The organism is Leifsonia sp. P73, from assembly GCF_051059105.1.
Classification (GTDB): Bacteria; Actinomycetota; Actinomycetes; order Actinomycetales; family Microbacteriaceae; genus Leifsonia.
Map to the genome: position 1 here is coordinate 2,856,790 of NZ_CP194931.1, position 20,667 is coordinate 2,877,456.

Annotated in this window: 14 protein-coding genes and 1 pseudogene; 9 read left to right on the plus strand and 6 right to left on the minus strand. The window is 69.8% G+C overall.

The window, feature by feature from the left end; translation table 11 throughout:
- Positions 1-165: 165 nt before the first annotated feature.
- A complete protein-coding gene (locus tag ACQ86L_RS14780; protein WP_434316085.1) occupies positions 166-792 on the plus strand; it encodes a helix-turn-helix domain-containing protein in 627 nt (208 codons plus the stop codon).
- On the plus strand, positions 789-1,763 hold the full coding sequence (locus ACQ86L_RS14785; RefSeq protein WP_434316086.1) for a PDR/VanB family oxidoreductase: 975 nt from the start codon (positions 789-791) through the stop codon (positions 1,761-1,763). Before ACQ86L_RS14780 ends, ACQ86L_RS14785 begins: the two co-directional genes overlap by 4 nt.
- 60 nt (positions 1,764-1,823) lie before the next feature.
- Here the strand turns inward: ACQ86L_RS14785 and ACQ86L_RS14790 are convergent, their stop codons facing one another.
- Positions 1,824-3,083: an amidohydrolase family protein gene (locus tag ACQ86L_RS14790; protein ID WP_434316087.1), complete on the minus strand. Its 1,260-nt coding sequence runs from the start codon at positions 3,081-3,083 to the stop codon at positions 1,824-1,826.
- A gap of 83 nt (positions 3,084-3,166) precedes the next feature.
- Between ACQ86L_RS14790 and ACQ86L_RS14795 the strand changes: the two genes are divergently transcribed.
- Positions 3,167-4,270 carry an XdhC family protein gene (locus ACQ86L_RS14795; protein ID WP_434316088.1) on the plus strand — a complete coding sequence of 368 codons (1,104 nt, stop codon included), beginning with the start codon at positions 3,167-3,169 and terminating at the stop codon, positions 4,268-4,270.
- 15 nt (positions 4,271-4,285) lie between these two features.
- On the opposite strand, the pseudogene ACQ86L_RS14800 reads toward ACQ86L_RS14795, so the two are convergent.
- The 4 genes and pseudogenes from ACQ86L_RS14800 to ACQ86L_RS14815 form a co-directional block, all read right to left on the minus strand.
- Positions 4,286-6,990, minus strand: a pseudogene (locus ACQ86L_RS14800) (molybdopterin-dependent oxidoreductase).
- An 11-nt stretch (positions 6,991-7,001) separates the two neighbouring features.
- On the minus strand, positions 7,002-7,739 hold the full coding sequence (locus ACQ86L_RS14805) for an FAD binding domain-containing protein (RefSeq protein WP_434316089.1): 738 nt from the start codon (positions 7,737-7,739) through the stop codon (positions 7,002-7,004).
- Positions 7,740-8,127: 388 nt separating this feature from the next.
- A complete protein-coding gene (locus tag ACQ86L_RS14810) occupies positions 8,128-9,711 on the minus strand; it encodes a glycoside hydrolase family 68 protein (protein WP_434316090.1) in 1,584 nt (527 codons plus the stop codon).
- A gap of 283 nt (positions 9,712-9,994) precedes the next feature.
- Positions 9,995-11,020: a LacI family DNA-binding transcriptional regulator gene (locus ACQ86L_RS14815; RefSeq protein ID WP_434316091.1), complete on the minus strand. Its 1,026-nt coding sequence runs from the start codon at positions 11,018-11,020 to the stop codon at positions 9,995-9,997.
- A 40-nt stretch (positions 11,021-11,060) separates the two neighbouring features.
- On the opposite strand from ACQ86L_RS14815, the gene ACQ86L_RS14820 reads away from it, so the two are divergent.
- Entirely contained in the window at positions 11,061-12,650 is a 1,590-nt protein-coding gene (locus ACQ86L_RS14820) for a GH32 C-terminal domain-containing protein (RefSeq protein ID WP_434316092.1), read from the plus strand.
- A 4-nt stretch (positions 12,651-12,654) separates the two neighbouring features.
- Here ACQ86L_RS14820 and ACQ86L_RS14825 read toward each other — a convergent pair whose 3' ends face one another.
- Positions 12,655-13,680, minus strand: a complete 1,026-nt coding sequence (locus ACQ86L_RS14825; protein WP_434316093.1) for a LacI family DNA-binding transcriptional regulator — start codon at positions 13,678-13,680, stop codon at positions 12,655-12,657.
- 317 nt (positions 13,681-13,997) lie between these two features.
- Here ACQ86L_RS14825 and chvE point away from each other — a divergent pair, with 317 nt between their 5' ends.
- The 5 genes from chvE to ACQ86L_RS14850 all read left to right on the plus strand — a co-directional run bounded on the left by chvE (position 13,998) and on the right by ACQ86L_RS14850 (position 20,654).
- The gene (gene chvE, locus ACQ86L_RS14830; protein ID WP_434316094.1) at positions 13,998-15,125 is read left to right on the plus strand and encodes a multiple monosaccharide ABC transporter substrate-binding protein; all 1,128 of its coding nucleotides are present in this window, start codon (positions 13,998-14,000) and stop codon (positions 15,123-15,125) included.
- Positions 15,126-15,202: 77 nt separating this feature from the next.
- The gene (gene mmsA / locus ACQ86L_RS14835) at positions 15,203-16,747 is read left to right on the plus strand and encodes a multiple monosaccharide ABC transporter ATP-binding protein (protein WP_434316095.1); all 1,545 of its coding nucleotides are present in this window, start codon (positions 15,203-15,205) and stop codon (positions 16,745-16,747) included.
- Positions 16,744-17,919 (plus strand): multiple monosaccharide ABC transporter permease, encoded by a 1,176-nt coding sequence (mmsB, locus tag ACQ86L_RS14840; protein ID WP_345839752.1) that lies wholly within the window; start codon positions 16,744-16,746, stop codon positions 17,917-17,919. The genes mmsA and mmsB overlap by 4 nt, the downstream gene beginning before the upstream one ends.
- A 349-nt stretch (positions 17,920-18,268) precedes the next feature.
- Positions 18,269-18,970 carry a hypothetical protein gene (locus ACQ86L_RS14845; RefSeq protein ID WP_434316096.1) on the plus strand — a complete coding sequence of 234 codons (702 nt, stop codon included), beginning with the start codon at positions 18,269-18,271 and terminating at the stop codon, positions 18,968-18,970.
- A 187-nt stretch (positions 18,971-19,157) separates the two neighbouring features.
- Complete coding sequence (locus ACQ86L_RS14850) at positions 19,158-20,654, plus strand: MDR family MFS transporter (protein WP_434316097.1); 1,497 nt, start codon at positions 19,158-19,160, stop codon at positions 20,652-20,654.
- Positions 20,655-20,667: the final 13 nt, after the last annotated feature.

Sequence of the window (20,667 nt, forward strand, 5' to 3'; positions counted from 1 at the left end):
GCCGATCGTCGCGACGGCGGAACGATCGTGGCAGAATGTTGATGCCCTCAACATCTAGGAATCTACGCACGGATCGTTTCCCGCACGTAACGCGGTCATTTCCGATTGTTAATTGCCCGTCGCGCCGCAGCAGGCGCGATGCCCCGAGGGAGGAAGTTGAACGCTATGCCGAACCGATCCACCGAGGACCCGACCCCGCAGGAGGGCACCGGCCCGCGCGTCATCGACGAGCAGGCCGTGCGCATCGGGTCCCGCATCCGGGCACTGCGCCGCGCGCACGGACTGACACTGGTGCAGGTGGCGGCCCTCACCGGGCTCTCGCACCCGTTCCTCAGTCAGCTCGAGCGCGGACACGCGCGGCCCAGCATGGTGTCGCTCGAACGCATCGCCCGCGCCCTCGGCAGCAGCCAGGTCGAGCTGCTGGCCGCGGCCGACACCGAACGGCGCCGCCCGGGCGACACCCGGCCCGACATCCTCCGGGCCAGCGAAGGCGTGCGCGGCCCGTTCGCCGAGGGCGAGGCGCGCCTCCTCGCGCACGGGGCACGCGGGTTCGAGCCGATGGAGTTCGTCGGCGCGAACGCCGATCCCGGCGACTACTACGAGCACGAGGAGGACGAGTTCATCTACGTGATGCGCGGCAGCATCCTCGCCGACTTCGCCGACCAGGGCCGGTTCGTGCTCGACGCCGGCGACTCCATCTACTACTACGGCGGAACCCCGCACCGCTGGAGCGCGCTGAGCGACGAGGGCTACCACCTCTTCCTGGTCAAGCAGAAAGGGGTGGACGAGTGACGGCCGAACAGGCGCTGGAGGTCGTCGTCATCCGTCGGGAGCAGGCTGCCGACGGGGTCGTGGTTCTTGAGCTGGGCAGCCCGGACGGGGCGTCCCTTCCCTCCTGGAGCCCCGGCGCCCACATCGACGTCGTCCTCGTGCCGGGCGCGACACCCCAGCAGAACCTCGAACGCCAGTACTCGCTCTGCGGGGACCCGGCAGACCTCGCCGTCTGGCGCATCGGAGTGCTGCGCGAGCCGGACGGTCGTGGCGGCTCCGCACACGTCCACGATGCCGTCCGGGTCGGCGACCGGCTCGTCGTCCGCGGACCGCGCTCGCACTTCGCCCTCGCTGACGGGGACAGCCCTGTGCTGTTCGTCGCGGGCGGGATCGGCATCACGCCGATGCTGCCGATGATCGCGGCCGCCGACGCGGCAGGCCGCGACTGGCGGCTGGCCTACGCCGGACGGTCGCGGGCCACGATGGCGTTCGTGGACGAGCTGACGTCTGCGCACGGCGACCGGGTGGAGGTGTTCGCCGCGGACGAGGGCGAGCGGCTCGACCTCGCCGTCTGGACGACTCCGGCCGCGGACGGCGTGCCTGTGCACTGCTGCGGCCCCGCGCGCATGGTCGACCAGGTGGAGGCGCTGAGCGCGGCCTGGCCCGCCGACACGCTGCACCGCGAACGGTTCGAGCCGAAGGCGGCCGCCGACCATGCCCCCGATGTCGCATTCGAGGTCGAGCTGGAGCTCTCCGGGCTCACGCTGACGGTCCCGCCCGACCGCTCGGTGCTGGAGGTCGTCGAAGAGGCGGGAGCCCTGGTGCTGTCCTCGTGCCGCGAGGGCACCTGCGGCACGTGCGAGACCCCGGTGATCGAGGGCGTCGTCGACCATCGGGACTCTGTGCTCACCCCGTCGGAGCAGGCCGCGAACACCGCCATGATGATCTGCGTGTCGCGCGCCGCCTGCCCGCGGCTGGTGCTGGAGTTGTGACCTAGCCCCTGCGGGCCATCCTCTCGCGGAGGGCCGCCACGACATCCGCCTCGCTCTCGTTCACCAGCCGGTAGTCGCGGACGACGACGCGTCCGGCCACGACGACATGGCGGGGGCGGCGGCCGGGGAGGCCCAGAGCAGTCCAGCGATCGGGTCGGCGACCCCGGCGTCGGCGACGCCGGACACATCCCAGACGCACAGGTCGCCTGCCGCGCCCGGGCGCAGGTGACCGAGCTCGTGGCGGCCGAGGCCGGCGGCCGACCCTTCCGTCGCCATGCCGAGCACGTCGGTCGCGGCGAGCGGCGGCCCGACGAGCGGCGCCACCTGCATCGCCAGGCGGGCGTCGGCCAGGAGGTGACCGGCGTCGTTGCTGCCGCCGCCGCTGGTCCCGAGGCCCACCGCGACGCCGGCCGCGCGAAGCGCCGCGACCGGGGCGACTCCCCAGCCCATCGGCAGGTCGCAGCCCGGCGCGTGCGTGGCGGTCGTGCCAGTCGCCGCGATCCGGGCGATCTCGTCGGCGGTGACGCCGCAGAGGTGGGCGAGCGTGACATCCGCGCCGAGCCAGCCCCACTCGTCGAGCAGGTCGATCGGCCGGCGCCCGTACCTCTCCTCGGCGATCGCGACGTCGACCTGCTCGTTCGCCTGGGTGCGGCGGCGCAGGCCGTGACGGGCCGCGACCTCCCCGAGCAGCTCGAACGTCTCGCGGACGTCGCTGTGCACCCCGGCCGGCCCGACCGCCACCTGCAGCATCCCGTCGTCGCTCACGCCGCCGGCCGCGCCGGGGACGAGGGCCTGCACGATCGCTTCGGCCGAGGCTGCCGCCTCCTGCGGATCGTCGCGTGCGGACCCGCGGACGAAGACGAGCCGGGAGCCGAGGCGTGCGGCCGAGGCGGCGACGGCGCGGGCGAGGTCGGCCGACGCGGCCGGCGCGAGCCCGGCCGGCCAGGTGAGCTGGTGGTCGGCCACGGTCGTGACGCCGCACAGGAGGCCTTCGGCGACACCGACGGCCGCGGCGGCGGCGCACAGCTCGGGGTCGACACCCGCGCGGAGGTAGGCCGCCGCCATCGTCGGCAACCAGTCGGACATCGGCACCCCGCGCGTGCCGGGGAGAGTCCGGAAGGCGCTCTGCAGGAGGTGGTGGTGCGCGTTCACCAGGCCGGGCGTCACCACACAGCCGGAGGCGTCGAGCTCCTCGGAGCCCTCGGCATGGAGGGCGTCAGGCGGCCCGGCCGTCACGACGCCGTCCCGGATGCGCAGGTCGCCCTCCACGACGGTCTCCGGGTCGATCAGGATGAGTTCGGCGTCGCGCACGGTCAGCATGACTGCGTGTCTATCAGCCGATTGTGTCGGGCGCGTCTCACGCTGGAAACGTGCCGGTCACACACCCCGCATAGCCTCGCCGCATGCTCGAACTCGCCCGCTCCCTGGCCGAGCGCGCCGCCGCCGGCCGGCCGCTCGCTGTCGCGACCGTGGTCGGTGTCGACGGCAGCGCCCCGCGCGCCGTCGGGGCGACGATGTTCGTCGACGCGGACGGCGCCGTCGTCGGCAGCATCTCGGGCGGGTGCGTCGAGGGGGCGGTCGTCGAGGCCTGCCATGCGGTCCTGGAGGGCGCCGATCCTGCCGTGGTGCGGTACGGCATCAGCGACGAGGCCGCGATGGGGGTCGGGCTCATGTGCGGGGGCGACCTCGACGTGTACATCGAGCGCCTGCCCGCGCAGGACCGACCGGTCCTGGAGGCCGCCCGCGACGGCGCGGAGGTCAGCGTCGGCACGGTCGTCGACGGGCCGCGGGAGCTGATCGGCACCCGGGTCGCGGAGCTCACGGACGACCGGCTCCGTGACAGCGGCGCCGAAGGCGTCACGGCCTCCCGTATCCGGGCCGAGCACGAAGAGCGGGCCCGGGGCGGCCGCAGCGTCACGTGGCGGGTGCAGTGCGGGCCGCTGCAGCTGACGGTGTTCACCGACGTCGCCCTCGTGGCGCCACGGTTGCTCATCTTCGGGGCGGTCGACTTCTCGGCCGCGCTCGCGGACGCGGGACGGCTGCTCGGCTACCACGTGACGGTCTGCGACGCACGCGCCGTGTTCGCGACGCCCGAACGCTTCCCCGGCGCCCACGAGGTCGTGCGCGCCTGGCCGCACGTCTACCTGGCCGGGACGGCGGTGGACGAGCGGACCGTCGTCTGCGTGCTGACCCACGACCTCAAGTTCGACGTGCCTCTGCTCGCGCTCGCGCTCGACCTCCCCGTGGCCTACGTCGGGGCGATGGGCTCCCGCCGCACCCACGAACGCCGGATCCGCGCACTGCGCGAGGACGGCGTGGCCGAGTCGAGCCTGCGGCGCCTGCACTCGCCGATCGGGCTGGACATCGGAGCCTCCACGCCGGCCGAGACCGCCGTGTCGATCCTCGCGGAAGTCATCGCCGCGCGCTCCGCCGCCTCAGGCCGGTCGCTCACCGAAACCGACGGGCCGATCCATCGCGCGGGCGAGAGCGCGCTCGTCGCCGGCTGACGACCGGGCGCGAGCTCAGCCCTCCTTCGCGCCGGCGAGCCGCCACACCCGGTCGCGTCCCATCGGCAGCGCGTACGGCCGGGCGCCGATGGCGTCGCGGACGGCGTTCGCCAGAGCCGGGGCGACCGGGTTGTACGGCGCCTCGCTCATGGACTTGGCGCCTTTGGGGCCGATGGAGTCAACGGTGTCCGCGAAGAGCACCTCGGTGCGCGGCACGTCCGCGAACTGGGGGATGTGGTAGTTGCGCAGCGTGCGGGTCACCACCCCGCCCGCACCGTCGAGGCGGACCTCCTCATAGAGCGCCGACCCGATCGCCTGCGCGGTGCCGCCCTCGATCTGCCCGCGGAGCTGCTCGGGGTTGATGACCACGCCGGCGTCGGCCGCCTGGACCGACCGGAGGATCCGCACTTCGCCTGTCGTGTCGTCCACCGCGACCCGGAAGCCGTGCACGTTGAACGCGACCGAACGCGGGGTGCCGTCGTGGGATCCTGTGGCGACCAGCGCCTCCTCGCCCGGCGCCGCCGCCGCCACGATCGCCGCCCAGTCGAGCACGCGGTCGCCGGTGCGGACCCCGTTCGGCAGGAACTCGCCGTCGCCCGCCACCTCGACGATCCGGGCGCGAAGCCGTTCAGCTGCGAGCACGAGCGCCTTGCCGGCGACGACGGTGCCCGCCGAGCCGAACGCGCCGGTGTCGTACGGGGTCACGTCGGTGTCCGATTGCTCGATGACGATGCGCGAGACCTCGGCGCTCAGCACGCTCGCGACGAACTGCGCGTGCGCGGTCGTGGTGCCGTTGCCGAACTCGGCGGTGCCCACCCGCACACGCAGCCGTCCGTCCGGAAGGAGCGCGACGGAGGTGTCGGCGAAGTGACCCCGCGGCGGCATGGTCGCGATCATCGCCAGGGCCATCCCATCGCCGACGTGCCAGTTGTCGCCCTCCGGCGCCGGGAGGGGTCGTCGCCCGGCCGCGCCAGGGCGTCCTGGACGAGGTCGAGGCACTGATCGAGGCCGTAGCTGCCGAAGCCGAGGTCGCTCTCCTCGTCCGGGTCGGTGACCGTCATCGCCTCGCCGGGCCGCACCACGTTGCGCCGGCGGAACTCGTACGGGTCCAGCCCGACCCGCCGGGCCAGTTCGTCGATCGCCGACTCGACGGCGAACGCCACCTGCCCGAGTCCGTACCCGCGGAACGCACCGGACGGCGGGTTGTTCGTGTAGACCACTTCCGCGTCGACGCGCTTGTTCGCGCAACGGTAGACGGCCAGGGACTCGCCGACGCTGTGGAACATCACGCCGCGGGAGTGGTTTCCGTACGCGCCCGTATCGGAGAGCAGGTCGACCGCGATCGCGGTGAGGCGGCCGTCGGCGTCCGCTCCGGCCCGCACGGCCACCCGCATGGGATGCCGCACCGGTGCGAGCGCGAACTGGTCCTCCCGCGTGTACTCGTACTGGACCGGCCGGCCCAGTTTGAGCACCGCGGCGAGCACGAGATCCTCCGTGAGCATCTCCTGCTTGCCGCCGAACCCGCCTCCCACGCGCGCGGTCTTCACCCGCAGCCGATCCCGGCTCAGCCCGAAGATGTGGCAGAGCTCGTCGCGGACCAGCCAGGGCACCTGCGAGCTCGTGCGCAGCACGATCCGGCCGTCGTCATCGACCCAGCCGCGTGTACCGTGCGTCTCGAGCGCGACGTGCGAGACCCGCTGCGTCGTCCACTCGCCCTCGACGACCGCGGCCGACCGGGCGAGCGCGGCGGTCACATCTCCCGCTTCGCCGTGCAGCGAGGCGATCACGTTGCGGTCGGCCTGATCGACACGGTCCGCCGGAGTGAGCTCAGGGTGAAGCAGCGGCGCTCCGGGGGAGCGCGCCTCCTGCGGGTCGTGGACGGCGGGCAGGACCTCGTAGGCGACCTCGATGAGCCGGCAGGCCTCCTCGGCGATGGCGCGGGAGTCCGCCACGACTGCGGCGACCCGCTGGCCGCGGAATCGCATCACGGTGTCGATCAACCGGGTGTCGTCGGGGTCGTCTTCACGGCTTTCATGCCGGCCCGTCGAATAACGCACGCCCGGGGCGTCGGCGGCGGTGAGGACGAGCCGCACCCCGGGAAGCGCCTCGGCTTTCGACGTGTCGACGGCGATGACGCGCGCGTGCGCGTGCCGGCTGCCGACGACGGCCAGGTGAAGCAGACCCTCCGTGGCGAAGTCGAGAGTGTACGGTTCGCGACCGGTGACGATCCGTTCCGCTGCAGGCGCCGCCACCGATCTGCCGAACACGTCGCCCGTCTCACCGTGCTCGACGTTGACGCGCCCGCAGAGCGCGTCGCCGATCGAACGGTAGCCGGTGCACCTGCACAGGTTGCCCTTCATCCGCTCCGCGAGCTCCTCGGACGGCACATCGCCGAGCGTGGAGGCGGTGACGATCATCCCGGGCGTGCAGTATCCGCACTGGAAACCACCGGCGTCGACGAAGGCGCGCTGCAGGGGGTGGAGGTCGCCAGGCGACCCGAGACCCGCCACTGTCGTGATCTCGCGATCGGCCACGCGCTGGGCGGGGAAGATGCAGGAGTGCACGGGCGTCCCGTCGACCAGGACCGTGCAGGCGCCGCAGTCTCCCGCGTCGCACCCCTTCTTGACCTCGAAGTGCTCGTGCTCACGCAGGAGCGTGCGCAGGCACTGGCCCGCGGCGGGAACGGTGGCTCGCTCCTCGCCGTTCACGGTGAACCGGATGATCCTGGCGTTCATGCCGGCACCGGGTCCGGTGCGAGTTCGACACGGATCTCCTCGGCGAGCCGGAGAGTGATGGCCCTGCGCCAGTCCGGGCTCCCGTGCGGGTCGTCGTGCCACGCGGGAATGGTCTCGAGCGCGGCTCGGAGCCCGGCTCGGGTCGGGAGGACGTCGAACCGGAAACGGTAGGGGTGCGCAGTGGCGGCGGTCACCACGATCGTGAACCGCCCGTCGATGTCGCGCCGCCCGACGACGAACGCGGCCGAGCGTCCCAGCGGCCGCAGAGAGGCCTTGCGCGACGCGGTCGTCCCGGAGAGCGCGCGAGCGGGGAGGTCGATGGCGCGGAGCACGTCCCCGCGTGCGAGCGCGGTCTCACCCGGGCCGACAATGAGGTCGACGGCGTCGACGTTGTCCAGGGTGCCGTCCGCACGCCAGATCTCCAGAGATCCGTCGAGGGCGATGGCGAGAGCGGCCATCGGGCCGGCCGGCAGCGCCAGGCAGAGATTGCCGCCGACGGTTGCGACGTTCCACACCTTGAACGAGCCGAGCAGGGCGCGACAGCATTCCCGGAAGAGCGGCTCGGCGGCCCACCCGGTCCGGTCGAGCGCAGCGAGCTCGGCCAACGTGCACGTGGCCGCCAGGCGGAGTCCTCGATGGGTGGCCTCCACCGCGGGCCAGGCCAGCGCCGTCAAATCGACCAGGCCCGTGACCGCGGGTTGGGGCTCGGAGAAGAACCAGGAACCACCCGCCACGAAGGCTTCCCCGTGCGCCAGCCCGAGATCGCTTCGACGGGTCGGCCGGCGGAAAGTGTGAACGGTGCTGAGATCCACGATCACCTCCAGAATGTTGGCCCATTCAACATCAGGATTGTGTCGTGCGTGTTAAGACTTCGCGTCGTATGTAACAGGTCATCGAAATGCGGCGCCGCGGCGTCGCCGAGCCGTTACGAATGGGAACGTGATGGACTCGAATCTCGCCGCATGGCTCCTGGTCGCTCTCGCGGCCCTCGGCATGACAGTGCTCGCCATCATCGACTCGAAGACGGACGACTCGTCCGGCGACTGAGGCGTTCCGGCGTGCCGGACACGCGCGGCGCACGGGTGGAGGGCCCGCGCACGGCGGCGCCCTCCACCCGGTGCGCTATTCGGCGTTCTTGTTCGTGAACGCCAGATTCGCCGGGATGTCGGCGTAGCCGCCGAGCCCGCCGTGGCCGTAACCGTCGTCGACGGCCGTGGTGTCGCCGCTGATGTCGAGCTTCACCGTCGGCCCCAGCGTCCCGCCGCGGCGGAAGCTGTCGGACGTGCCGATGGAGTCGATGAACGACTCGACGAGCCCGCCCGGCATCACGTAGTGCGAGTACGCCTGGAACTCTCCCGGGTCCTGGTTGGGGTCCGGAGCGAACGGGTGACCGGCGGCGAAGTTGAGGTTCGTCGGGTTGCCGAGCGCGAGACCCGAGCCGCGGTTGACGGGCTGGAAGTCGCTGCGGATGCCGTCGCCGACGAACCCGTACACGCCCTCCGGACCATCGACACCTGCCGCGAACGTCGTGCGGTGGCTGATGGTGAAGACGTAGTACTTGCCGTCCTTGATGTAGACCTCGGGCCGCTCCGTCTGGTCGGTCACGCACGCCGAATCCAGGATCGGGTTCAGGTAGTGCCACTTCGTGAGGTCGGCGTTGTCGGCCTCCGCCAGCCCGATGCGCGCGGTCTGGTAGTTCGCGCCGCTCGCGGTGACCGCGGCCGGGGTCTCGGCGTGCGGGTCACCCGGACGGTAGCCGAGGTCCGCGCTGGTGCACTGGTAGGCGCCGCGGTTCTGGGCCACGTTGGACTCGAACACCATGAAGGTCTTGCCGGGGTGCTTCGGGTCGGTGAAGGTGAACGGGTCGCGGAAGTTGTAGAACGGGTTCTGCTGCCCGTTCTGGTACAGCTTCCCGTCCGGCCGGAGCAGCGGAGTCACGCTGCCGAACCCGGTGAAGAACACTCCCTTGCCGGGGTTCGCGTGGATAGCGCCCTGGCTGAGCGAGATCACCGCGTCCGCGGGCTTCACATCCTGTCCGGCCGAATTGCGGTAGAAGGCCATGTCGGTGAAGAACAGGTCGATCTTGCCGCCCGCGAGGATGCGTGCCGAGCCCGACCACTGCGGCTGCTGGGTGAAGGACTGGTCGGGGAAGACCTTGCTCGTCACGCCCTCCGGGAAGACGAGTCCGCCGTAGGTCCAGCCTCCGTTCGCCGGTCGCTGGTCCGCCGGCACGTCGGTGGGGCGATAGAAGTAGCCGATCTTGGCGTAGGTGTGGCGGTCGTCGAAGCCCAGCGAGCGGTCGGCCACGAGGGAGAAGATCACGTCATAGCCGCCGACGCTGTACTGGTTGCCCTTGGAGTCGGTGAGCGGCCAGGTGTCCCACACCCAGACCTTCCCGTTGCTCATGTCCGGGAAGTCCTGCGGGATGTTGGGCATCGTGTACTGCTGCGGCATGGAGTTGGTGCGCGATGGCGCCGCCGGATTCGACATCGCCTTCAACTGCATCGCATCGGCCCGCGTCCAGTGCGACGTGAAGTCGCCTTCCGGGTCGTAGGCCTGCTGCGAGTGCACGCTCGGCGCCGCGTAGCCGGGCACCGTCGGGCTGTCGGCCGAAGCCGGCCCGGCGGCGATCGCCAGCACTGCGGTGGCTGCTCCGACGACCGTGACCGCAACAGCGGCCAGGCGTCCTGTGGTTCGTTTCACCATTTTTCGTTCTCGTTTCCGTGGAATGGATTGGACGATCACGACGCGCGGTGCACGCTCCCGAGCTGCCACCATAACGGGGGTGGAGCGATCAGTCAACCGTCCGGCGCTCGGTTATCGGACCGAGTCTGAAAATCTCAGCGGATAGTTTGCAAAACGTATTGCATGGCGTTTATGGTGGGGCCGTCGCGACGTCGTGGTCGCACGCTCCCGTCCAACCGACCCGAGCTTGCGAACCACGAGGAGGTCGCTTATATCGAAACCGCAGACGCCAGAAGCGCACGCATCAGACGTGCGCGACCGAGCCCCGCTCGACGAGCGCGCAGCGCACGAAGACCTGCTCGGCCGGCGTCGAGGGGTCTTCCAGCGACTGGAAGATCTTCGCGACGCTCCACCGCCCCAGCTCTCGATGGGGGAGGGCGACGGTCGTCAGGCCCGGCTGCAACGCTTCGGAGATCAGCCGGAGGTCGTCGACCCCGACGACCGAGAGGTCCTCGGGGATCCGGAGGCCGCGGCCCTGAGCGCCCTGATAGAGGCCCATCGCGATCTCGTCGTTGAAGCAGAAGACGGCCGTCGGGCGATCCGCCCGGCCGAGCAGCGCTTCGGCGCTGTGCCGGCCTCCGGCAGCCGTCGACGGCGAGCGGACGATGAGCGACTCGTCCACTTCGATGCCGGCCGCCCGCAAGGTGTCCCGGTAGCCCTCCGCCCGGCCGGCAGCGGCAGCCGTGTCATCCAGAGTCGTCGCGAATCCGATGCGCCGATGGCCGTGGGCCAGAAGATGCGCCACGGCATCCGTGGCGATGAGCCGCTCATCCGGCGCGATCCACGACACCGAGGGATCGGAGGTCACCGCGTTCGCCAGGACCAGCGGCACCCCACGGAGCTCTGCGGGCACGTCGACGGACTGGTGGTACATCCGGGCCATCACGACGCCGTCCACGCGCCGCCGGCCGAGCATCGCGATATTGCGGGTCTCGCGCTCCGGGCTGAACCCGGAGTCGAGGGCGATGACGACGTACGAATGCTCGTCCGCGACCTCCTGCGCTCCGGCGACGAGCTGCCCGGCATAGGGGGTCGTCAGCACCGCCTCCCCGAGCACGCCGATCACCCACGTACGCGACGCCCGGAGGCCACCGGCATGGGGGTCCGGCAGATAGCCGAGAGACTCGGAGGCCCTGAGGACGCGTTCGCGCGTCTCCGGATTGACCGGCCGCCGGCCGCTCAGAGCATGCGAGACCGTCGTCACCGAGACGCCCGCCACCTTCGCGACATCCCGGATTCCGACATTCTGAACGTCCTGCCAGCCCGGCATCCCTCAAGTCTAAGTGAGTGCCGGGAGGAGGGAGAACCGCATGACCGACGGACACGGGCACCCGCGCAGTGACCGCCGACGCCGCTGGGCGACCGCTGTGGTCGCCGCCGTCCTGCTGATCGCGTCGGCCGCCGCCCTCGTGATCGCGTCGGTGCCGCACCCGAGCGGCCCGGCTCCGCAGCCGGACGCCTCGCACGGCGTCACCGCCGGGGAGTCGTACCGGCCGTCGTTCCACCTCAGTCCGGCCGCGCACTGGATGAACGATCCGCAACGGCCGTTCCGCCTCGGCGGCCTCTGGCACTTCTACTACCTCTACAACAAGGACTATCCCACCGGGAACGGCACGGAATGGCGGCACCTCACCAGCCCGGACCTCGTGCACTGGACCGATCGCGGCACCGCCATCGAGAAGTACACGAACGGCCTCGGCGACATCGAGACCGGCAGCACGGTCGTCGACCATGACGGCACCGCCGGCCACGGACGCGACGCTGTCATCGCCATCGTCACCCAGCAGTCGGACGGCGTGCAGCGGCAGTCGCTGTTCTACTCCACCGACGGCGGCTACCATTTCGCGTCCGACGCGGCGAACCCCATCATGGAGAACCCGGGCGTCCGCGACTGGCGCGATCCGAAGATCGTCCGCGACGCGGCGCACGGGCGCTGGGTGATCGTCCTCGCGGAGGGAACCAAGCTGGGCTTCTACACGTCGCCCGATCTGCGCTCGTGGACGTATCGGTCCGGTATGCAGACCGCCGGCATCGGCACCGTCGAATGCCCCGACCTCTTCCCGCTCGACCTCGACGGCGACCCGGGCCGGCCGGTCTGGGTGCTGGCCGCGAGCGCCAACCGTTCGGCGTCCGGGGGGACGACGGGCTTCGCCTACTGGACCGGCGGATTCGACGGCGAGTCGTTCGTGCCCGACCGCGCCGAGCCGGCCTGGCTGGATGCCGGTCCCGACTTCTACGCCGCCGTCACCTGGGCCGAGCCCGGATCGACCTCGAAGCGCTACGCCCTGGGGTGGATGAACAACTGGGCCTACGCCCGCACGCTCCCGACGACGGGATGGTACGGCGCCGACACGGTGCTGCGCGAACTGCGGCTGACCAGCGGCGATGGGGCGCCGCGCCTGTCCAGCGTGCCGCTCCCGGCCGCGACGAGGCCGGCAGGAGGCGCGGTGTCCTCCATGACGGCCCCGAACGCCGCACGCACGATCGCACTGCCCAGGGAGGGGACCGTTGTGACGGCCGAGCTCGAATCGCAGGCTCGACCCGGCGGCGGCGCGCTGAGGCTCCGCATCGGCGGGACGGGCGGGTCCCACGTGGACCTGCTGTACGACCCGCGGCACGGCGAGCTCACGCTCGACCGCGCGCACGACGCCTTCGCGACGTCGGCGCGGGCGCCGGCCGCCTACCGGTCCGCGGCGAAGGCCCCGATCGTCGCCCGCGACGGCGTTGTGCGGTTGACGATCCTGATCGACCGGTCGTCGGTCGAGCTCTTCACCTCCGACGGTTCCTCGCTCACGGCTCTGACGTTCCTGGAGGGCGGCGCGAGGTCGATCTCGGTGGCGAACGGGCTCACCGGGCCGGTGACGGTCGGGGTGAGCGCGGCAGCACCAGCCAGAGGATAGGCGGTCACCTCGGCGCCGCCGTGCTCGCGCGGATGATCAGTTCCGGCGCGGTGGACTGCGTCGACGGCGACTCGACGTCTCCCTCGATGTCGGCGATCAGCCGCTCGATCGCGCTGACGCCCAGTTGCGCGAAGTCCTGGCGCACGGTCGTCAGCGGGGGAGCGAAGTGCTTCGCCTCAGGGATGTCGTCGAAGCCGACGATGCTCAGATCGTGCGGGACCGCCAGAGCCAGGTCGGCGGCGGCGTGCATAAGTCCGAGAGCCATCTGGTCGTTCGACGCGAAGACGGCGGTGAACTCTTTCGTGCCGAGCAGCTTCATCCCCAGGTCGTAGCCGGTGTCGGCCGTCCAGTCGCCCAGGGCGGGCGGGGCGGTCGGGAGGTCGTGCAGGGACATCTCCTCGAGGTAGCCGCGCATGCGTTCCTCCGCCTCGTTCCAGTCCTGGGGGCCGGCGACGTGCATGATCCTGGTGTGCCCGAGGTCGATGAGATGCCGGACGGCGAGCCGCGCACCCTCGCGCTGGTCGAACGCGACGGCGCGGTCCCCGGGTGTGTCCGGCCACTGCAGGCTGATGAACGGCACCCGGATGGACACCTTCCGCAGGGCTTCGTGGGCCCGCTGCTGGGGGGCGATCAGGACCACCCCGTCGACGCCCTGAGCGAGGAACGCGTCGAGGGCGTCCGTCAGGCTGGCCTCGTCCTCGTGCGCCAGCGTCGCCGAGACGATGGCGTAGCCGCGGGCACGTGCCGCCTCGTCGACGGCGGCCGCCGCGCTGAAGGGGCCGTAGTGCGAGCGGGCGGAGACCAGGAGGCCGATCGCCTTCGAGCGTGACGTCGCGAGGGCGCGGGCCGCGCTGTTGGGCCGCCAGGCGAGTTCCTCGATGACCTTCTTGACGTGCTCCTCGGTCGACGGCTTGATGTACCGCTCGCCGTTCAGCACGCGGGAGACGGTCTGCCGCGAGACGCCCGCGATGCGTGCCACATCGCGTATCGAGAGGGGCTTGCCCGCCCCGCTGTCGACCTTGTCCGTCATGCTCGCTCCGCGCTCGGGCAGTGCCGTTCCGCGGCGGATCGTCCTGCTCTGCCGATCTTAGGGCTGCAGGCGATTTTCGGCGCGTTGCTTGACGCGAAGGCTGGATGAGGCATAACGTCATACCCGTTCTGGGACCGGTCACATATATCGGACAGCAGCCTAGCGGACGACGAGGACGTCGCTGAGGGAGGAATCGGGATGCGAAGCAGCAGCTCGAGCCTCAGCCTCGCGCAGACGCCCGACCGTGTACCGGCTCCCAGCCCTGGTATCCGCACGCATCCCGCGTGCAGACCGCCTCACCCTCGAAGGGAATCACAGTGAAGTTGAACAGAATCGCACTCGGGGCGGTCGCCCTCGGTGTCGCCGTCATGCTCGCCGCCTGCTCCGGAGGCCGGCCCGGCAACGCGGGCGCGGCCGGCACCACCGACAACAAGGGGGCTCTCGTCGGCGTCGCCATGCCGACCAAGGTGTCCGAGCGGTGGATCGCCGACGGCAACGCCGTCAAGTCCGACCTGGAGAAGAACGGCTACAAGGTCGACCTGGAGTACGCCAACAACGACATCCCCACCCAGGTGCAGCAGATCAACACGATGATCACCAAGGGCGCCAAGGTGCTCATCATCGCCTCCATCGACGGCGGCTCGCTCACCGACCAGCTCGACGCCGCGGCCAAGGCCGGCATCAAGGTCATCTCGTACGACCGCCTGCTCACCGGCGACAAGAACGTCGACTACTACGTCTCGTTCGACAACTACAAGGTCGGCGTCTACCAGGCCAACTCCCTGCTGACCGGTCTCGGCGTCCTCGACGCCGACGGCAAGAAGACCGGTGCCAAGGGCCCGTTCAACGTCGAGCTGTTCGCCGGGAGCCCGGACGACAACAACGCGACCTTCTTCTTCAACGGCGCGATGGACACCCTCAAGCCCTACATCTCCGACGGCACCCTCGTCGTGAAGAGCGGGCAGACCAACTTCAACCAGGTCGCCATCCTGCGCTGGGACCCGGCGACCGCGAAGGCCCGCATGCAGGACCTGATCGCGAAGTCGTACTCGGGCGGCGCTGCGGTGCAGGGCGTCCTGTCGCCCTACGACGGGCTGTCCGACGGCATCCTCAGCGCACTCGAGGGCGCGGGCTACGGCTCCAGCGGCAAGAAACTCCCGATCATCACCGGGCAGGACGCCGAGGTCGCCAGCGTCAAGCAGATCATCGCCGGCACCCAGTACTCGACCGTCTACAAGGACACCCGTCAGCTCGCCAACGAGGCGGCCAAGATGGCCAACGACATCCTCACCGGCAAGACGCCCGAGGTCAACGACACGAAGAGCTACGACAACAAGACCAAGGTCGTGCCGAGCTACCTCTTCCAGCCTGTGGTCGTGACCAAGGACAACTACCAGAAGGTGCTCGTCGACAGCGGTTACTACAAGGCGTCCGACCTCCAGTAGTCCGATCCGGTCGCAGTGGCGGGGCGGTCACGCCGTTCGACGTGACCGCCCCGCCCCGCGACGAAGCAAGGGAGACAATGTCCAACACGATTCTCGAGATGCGCAACATCTCGAAGACGTTCCCCGGGGTCAAGGCCCTGCAGGATGTCTCGATCTCGATCGAGGAGGGGTCGGTCCACGCCATCTGCGGCGAGAACGGGGCAGGCAAGTCCACTCTGATGAAGGTGCTGTCCGGGGTGTACCCGCACGGCAGCTTCGAGGGCGAGATCGTCCTGAACGGCGAGCCGGTGGAGTTCAAGTCGATCAACGACTCCGAGGCCGCCGGCATCGTGATCATCCACCAGGAGCTCGCGCTCTCGCCCTACCTGTCCATCGCCGAGAACATCTACCTCGGCAACGAGCGTGAGCGCGGCGGCTGGATCGACTGGAACGAGACCAACCTCGAGGCCGGCAAGCTGCTCGCCCGGGTGGGGCTGCACGACAACCCGATCACCAAGATCAAAGACATCGGCGTCGGCAAGCAGCAGCTCGTGGAGATCGCGAAGGCGCTCTCCAAGGAGGTGAAGATCCTGATCCTCGACGAGCCGACAGCCGCTCTGAACGACGACGACTCCGCGCACCTGCTCGACCTGATCCGTCAGCTCCAGAGCCACGGGATCACGTCGATCATCATCAGCCACAAGCTCAACGAGATCAAAGCGATCGCCGACCGCGTCACGATCATCCGCGACGGGCGCACCATCGAGACGCTCGAGATGCGCGGCGACGGCGCCAGCGAGGACCGCATCATCAAGGGGATGGTGGGCCGCGACGTCGCCAGCCGGTTCCCCGACCACGTGCCGCACATCGGCGAGGAGCTCCTCCGCATCGAGGACTGGACCGTGCATCACCCGCTCGACCGCAGCCGCAAGGTGGTCGACGGCGCGAACCTCAACGTGCGCGCGGGGGAGATCGTCGGCATCGCCGGGCTCATGGGCGCCGGTCGCACGGAGCTGGCGATGAGCGTCTTCGGCCGCAGTTACGGCGTGGACATCAGCGGTCAGGTCTACAAGCGCGGCGAGCCGATCTCGGTGAACACGGTGTCCAAGGCCATCGAGCACGGCATCGCCTACTCCACGGAGGACCGCAAGCACTACGGGCTGAACCTGATCGACAACATCCAGCGCAACATCTCGATCGCGGCGCTGGACAAGCTCGTCGACTGGCTCAAGTTCGTCAACGAGCACAAGGAGCGGATCGTCGCGGAGGGCTACCGCAAGACGATGAACATCAAGACCCCGAACGTCTCGACGCTCACCGGCAAGCTCTCCGGCGGCAACCAGCAGAAGGTCGTGCTCTCCAAGTGGATGTACGCCGACCCGGACGTGCTGATCCTCGACGAGCCCACCCGCGGCATCGACGTCGGGGCGAAGTACGAGATCTACACGATCATCGACCGCCTCGCCGACGCCGGGAAGGGGATCATCGTCATCTCCTCCGAGCTGCCCGAGCTGCTCGGCATCTGCGACCGCATCTACACCCTGAGCGAGGGCCGGATCACCGCCGACGTCCCGCGCGAGAAGGCAACCGCCGAATACCTCATGCAATTCATGACCCAGGAACGCGAGAAGACCACAGAATGAAACCGCTCACGAACGCCGTCAGCTACCTGACGGGGCAGCTCCGACAGATCGGCCTCTTCATCGCGCTGATCGTGATCGTGCTGTTCTTCCAGATCACGACAGCCGGGATCACGCTCGCGCCGATCAACGTCACGAACCTCATCGTCCAGAACAGCTACATCCTGATCCTGGCCGTCGGCATGGTGATGATCATCATCGCCGGGCACATCGACCTCTCGGTCGGCAGCGTCGTCGCGTTCATCGGCGCGATGGCCGGCGTGATGATCTCGCAATGGCACCTGCCGTGGCCGCTCGCCGTGGTGTTCTGCCTCGTCCTCGGCGCTCTGGTCGGCGCGTGGCAGGGATACTGGGTCGCCTACTTCGGCATCCCCGCCTTCATCGTCACCCTCGCGGGGATGCTCGTCTTCCGAGGCGCCGCCCAGATCGCTCTCGGCAACCAGCAGATCTCGTTCTTCCCGAAGGAGTTCCGCTCGATCGGCTCCGGATTCCTCCCGGCGTTCGGGACCTCCGGTTACGAGCCGCTCACCCTCATCCTCGGCCTGCTCGCCGCCGCCGCGATCGTCGCCACCTCGGTGCGCCAGCGGCTGGTGCGTCGCAAGTACGACCTCGAGGACGAGCCGCTGTGGTGGTTCATCCTGAAGCTGCTGTTCCTCGTCGCACTGGTGCTCACCGTGACGCTGCTCCTCGCCAGCTACAACGGGACGCCGATCGTGCTCATCATCCTCGGCGTGCTCGTCGTCGGGTACACGGCGGTGATGAACCGCTCGGTCTTCGGCCGGCACATCTACGCGATCGGCGGCAACCTGGCCGCGGCCGCGCTGTCCGGTGTGAAGACGAAGCGGGTGACCTTCCTGCTGTTCATCAACATGGGCGTGATCTCGGCCATCGCCGGCCTGGTCTTCACCGCCGGCCTCAACCTGGCCAGCCCGAGCGCCGGGAACGGCTTCGAGTTGGACGCCATCTCCGCGGTCTTCATCGGCGGCGCGGCCGTCACGGGAGGCATCGGAACCGTCCCCGGAGCGATCATCGGCGGTCTCATCATCGGTGTGCTCAACAACGGCATGTCGATCCTCGGCGTGGACAGCGACTACCAGCAGCTCATCAAGGGCCTCGTGCTGCTCGCGGCCGTCGCCTTCGACGTGTTCAACAAGCGCAGGTCGGTCGGTTCGTGAGAGCCCGCGTGGCGGGGGACGCGAGAGCCGGCTTCCCCGCCACGCTCACACGGTGGTCAGCACCGCGATCGCGACCGTCTTTAGCAGAGCCGGGCGACCATTCGGCGCGCATCCACGTGGACCTAGTTGCGGGTGTGCACATATCACCACTATTGGGGATCACGGTTTCCTCAGCCTTTGGCCAGCATTGGGAATTATGAGTGATCCGACACAGTCCACGCCCGAAGCCCCACAGTCCGCGCCCAACGCCCCACAGCCCGCCGACGCCGTGCATGACCCCCTGACCGCGCCGGGGGCCTATTCGACTCCCCCTTCTCCCGCTCCGAGCGGTCGCACGAATGGCCTCGCAGTGACCTCGCTCGTTCTCGGAATCGTGGCGTTCGTCCTGGCATTCATCCCAGCCATCAACACAGTCGGCGCCTTCGTCGCTCTGGTCGGACTGGTGCTCGGCGTCGTCGCCATCTTCCAGAAACGTGCGAGCAAGCCGCTCGCCATTTCCGGAAGCGCCATCTCATTCGTCGCAGGGGTGCTCTCGATCATCATGATCGTCGTCTACGCGGCAGCATTCGTCACGGCCGTGAACGACTCGATCTCGAAGCCCGTGACGAGTTCCGCGCCGTCCGCGCCGGCCTCTGCCGCCGCCTCCGACGCGGCTTCGGCGGGACCGGCAGCCAGCACGAACTACTCGTTCGGGGACACAGTCACGTACAAGGACGGTCTGGCGATCACCGTGTCAGCGCCGACCCCATACACACCCTCGGATTCCGCCGCCGGCGCTGACCAGGCTGCGAACATCCAGTTCACCATCACGCTGAAGAACGGCACGACGAAGAACTACGACCCCCTGCTCTACCCCACCGTGTCCTCGAACGGCACCGAGGCAAGCAGCATCACCGACATCGGGAACAAGGTCGGTCTGGCGCCGACGACGGCGGTCCCCGCCGGGCAGTCGATCACGTTCGTGACAGCCTTCTCCGTCGCAGACCCGACCAAGCTCGTTCTCGACATCAGCCCCGGGTTCGGCTACGACGAGGCAGTCTTCCAGAACTGACAGCGCTCGCGAAGGAGGGGTCGTTCAAGGAGCGACCTCTCCTTCGATCCATCCACTTAGGTTGAAAAACAACCTAAGAACGTCATAGACTAACCATGACGTCGGGGCCCTGGCCCGTTCCTCACCGTGACGTTGCGGGGAGGGCACAAACCGTCGCGTCGATCACCCGATCGTTCGGGTCTCGCGTATGCCGCTCTCGCCTTTGAGGCTCCGCCTCCTCGTCAGTTCCCTTCTCGCCGTCTCGTTCCTCGGCGCGCTCGACAACACCGTGGTCAGCACCGCGATCGCGACCGTCGCCGGGCAGCTCGGCGCGCTGGAGCAGATGGCCTGGATCGTGGTGGGCTACACGCTCGCCAGCACGGTCCTGCTGCCCGTTCTCGGCAAGCTCGGCGACCGGATCGGGCCGCGGGCGGTGTTCCTCGCCTCCGTCGCGGTCTTCGTCCTCACCTCGGTCGCCTGCGGATTCGCCGGCGGATTCGTCTGGCTGATCGTCGCCCGCGTGATCCAGGGGATGAGCTCGGCCGGCCTCCAGCTGATGTCGCAGACGATCATCGCCGAGGTCACGACTCCGCGGCAGCGGCCCAAGTACCTGGCGATCATCGGGGCGGCCTTCCCGGTCGCGATTCTCGTCGGGCCGGTGCTCGGCGGCGTCATCACCGACTACTGGGGATGGCCGTGGGTGTTCTGGATCAACGCCCCGGTCGGGATCCTCGCCCTCGCCCTCGCGATCGTCGCCGTCCCGCACATCGAGCCCGGCCGGTCCGGGAGGTTCGACATCGGCGGCGCCGTCGCGCTCACCATCGGGCTGGTCGCGCTCGTACTCGGCGCGACCTGGGTGGGCGACCGCTCGCAGACGGTCGCGACCGTCTGCGCGTTCGCCGTCGCGCTCGCCGCGCTGGTGGTCTTCTTCGTCGTCGAGTCCCGGGTGGCGGAGCCGCTCGTCCCGCTCGGCCACTTCCGCGACCGCACCGTCGCCGCGGGCACCGTGATCTCGGCGATCGTCGGCGTCGGGCTGTTCTCGATCACGTCCTACCTGCCCACGTACTTCCAGATGGCCTACCGCACCTCCGCCACGGTCTCCGGCCTCGTGCCGATCGCCACGGTGTTCGGGATGCTGGTCAGCAACCTGGCGACCGGCTGGCTGGTGAGCCGCACGGGTCACTACCGGCTGTACCCGCTCATCGGCACGGCGCTCGGCGCCGCGGGCCTCGGGGCGATGGCCCTGCTGCCGGCGGGCGCCCCGCTGTGGGCGCCAGTGGTCGCGATGGCCGTCGTCGGCCTCGGGACCGGCGCGTTCATGAGCCTGATCGTCGCGGTCGTGCAGAGCGCGGTGCCGCGCGCGGAGACCGGCACCATCACGGCGAGCGTCAACCTGGTGCGCCAGGTCGGCGCGACCGTGGCGACGGCGCTGGTCGGCGGGATCATCGGCGCGAGCATCGTGGCCCTGCTCCCGGCCGGGCTCGACCCGGCGACGCTCACTCCGGCGATCGTCCGCGCGCAGAGCGTCGCGGAGCAGCAGCAGGTCGCCCTGGTCTACCAGAGCGTCTTCGTCCCGATCTTCGTGGCGCTCGCCGCGACCTACCTCGTCGGGGTGGTGGCGTCGATCCTGCTGCCGAACAGCCGGCTGTCCGACGAACCCGGCCCGCTCCGCGCGGCCCCGACCGAAACCATCCCCGCCGCCTGAGGCGACCACGACC